Consider the following 2,015-nt stretch of genomic DNA (forward strand, 5'->3'; position numbering starts at 1 on the left):
CCTGCTGCGGTTGCTCTTACTTCCCACCTGGCACTACTTCCTCTGGAACCTCACGTCCCAGTCTCCAGGTGTCCAACATCAAGGGGAAGCTTCAGGGCGTCCGGTTTGATCAGGTGAGGCCGAGTTGGGTGAGGGGGCGGCGGGCGTCGCGTGCGTTGCGTCGCAGTCCTGCGGCGATGTTGGTGATGCCGGCGAGGCGGAGGGCGCCGATGGCGAGGTTGCGCCAACTGGCCATGGCACGGGGCGCGTTGCCGGTGCGCAGTTGGGATGCGTCCTCGGCGAACGTCGTGTCGCGGACATGATGCAGGGCTTCCACGGCCCAGTGGCCCTTGATCAGTTGCGCGAGGCGGGCGGGGGACGCCTGCTCGGCGGTCAGGCTGGTGACGGCGTAGACGGTGGTCACGGTGGTCCTGCCGGTCTTGCGGTCGGTGCGGTGGCGCTTGACCTGGACGGCCTGCCGGGCGCCGGGGAAGAGGAGGTTCTTCACGGTGGCGGCCTTGATCCGGCGGATCTCGCTGCGGCCGTGGCCCACCCCCTTGACGCGGCCCTGGAGCGGGACGTCCTTCCAGGGCAGGGCCCCGATCTGGGCGCGGAGCTTCTTCCGGTTGCCCTTCACGATCACGATGTAGTGCGCGTCCCGGCCCAGGAGGTAGTCGGCGTGGCCGGCCTGTGTGTGGAGCGCGTCGGCGGTGACCACCCGGCCGGCGAGGTCAGGGAGGGTGTCGAGCAGGGACTGGAAGCAGGTGGTCTCGTTCGTCTTCTCGCCGACGTCGGTCTGGGCCAGGACGAGGCGGCTGGTGTGGTCGAGGGCGGCCAGGAGGTGGATCTTGCGGCCGTCGGCGCGGGCAGCGCCGCGCAGCGACTTGCCGTCGACCGCGAGGCCCCTCGGCTCCCCGGGCTCGGTGGGGCTGCGGTCGGCGAGCCAGCGTGCGAGTACCGCGTCCAGGGCGTCGCCGTCGAGGCGGGACAGCAAGCGGCGCACGGTGCTCTCGGCGGGGCGGTCGCGGTCCGGCATCACCGGGTCGGGGCGGACGCCGAGGGATTCCAGCACGTGGCCGGGGGCGTCGGCGATCCACTCGCCGATCGCCAGGAGTGAGGATGCGCCGGCCAGGACCGCGCACGCGGCCAGGGCGAGCACGGTGACCAGCCGGTGACGCACCCCGCGCGCCTTCCGCGGATCCGGCACCTCCCCGAGGCGGTCCAGCAGGCCCGGCACTTCGCTGGGAGCGACCGGCGGCCGGCCGCCGAGCTGGCCAAGAGCGGGCAGGACAGGAGAGGATGCGTTCGCAGCCACGGTCTTCCACCAGGATCACGGGGCGTCAAGAACTCCATGATCACGGGAGCCGTGCCTGCCTCATTCCCCCACCTGACCCGTAACCTGACAGGCCGTCACAAACTGGGCGGCATCGAACTTCGCCGAAGCCCTGGCTCCGGAACCAAGGCAACGCAGCGCAGGATCGCCGGTTACTGAGGGTGAACTCGTGATGTCGTAGGGGCTGACGGCTGGCTGTCTGCCGCGGTATCACCGGAGACATGCGGTATCCACAAGGAGGCGGGCTGACCGGGTCACGTCCCCTGCAGGAGGTAACCGTGTCGGGTTGATCTTCAACTGGGCAGATTTTGTCCATGCCGCCCTCGGGAGGCAGCGGCGGGGAAAGGTGATCACCTCGTCGTGCATCTCGACGAGCACGGCGGTGGTGAGGTGCTCGAGGGTCTCGGGGTTGGGAGAGATCTGGACGACGTCGGTCCGGCGCTTGATCTCCCGGTTGACCCGCTCCTGCGGGTTGGTCGACCGGATCTTCTTCCAGTGCCGATCGGAGAAGTCCGCGAAAACGGTCAGATCCTCCTTCGCCTCCAGGGGCATGGCCCTGACCCTGGGGAACTGCCGGCCGAGCACGTCGGCGACGGTGTCGAGCTGGGCCCGGACGGCCGCGCGACGCAGGGGGGGCGAAAGGCTTGCGCAGGTCTCGGGCTGGGCACTCGAAGCCCCGGAGCCGCGAGGGCCCCCGGCGGGC

The 2,015-nt window shown here is 70.2% G+C and carries 1 protein-coding gene and 1 pseudogene; both read right to left on the reverse strand.

Annotated features, from left to right (window positions below):
• Window positions 1–109 precede the first annotated feature (109 nt).
• Window positions 110–1,294 (reverse strand): ISAs1 family transposase, encoded by a 1,185-nt coding sequence (locus AB0I73_RS41135; protein ID WP_363045492.1) that lies wholly within the window; start codon window positions 1,292–1,294, stop codon window positions 110–112.
• A 372-nt stretch (window positions 1,295–1,666) separates the two neighbouring features.
• A pseudogene (locus tag AB0I73_RS41140) lies at window positions 1,667–1,927 on the reverse strand (transposase); the annotation flags it as partial.
• Window positions 1,928–2,015 lie beyond the last annotated feature (88 nt).

This window comes from Streptomyces sp. NPDC050388, from assembly GCF_040655635.1.
In the GTDB taxonomy this organism is placed as follows: domain Bacteria; phylum Actinomycetota; class Actinomycetes; order Streptomycetales; family Streptomycetaceae; genus Streptomyces.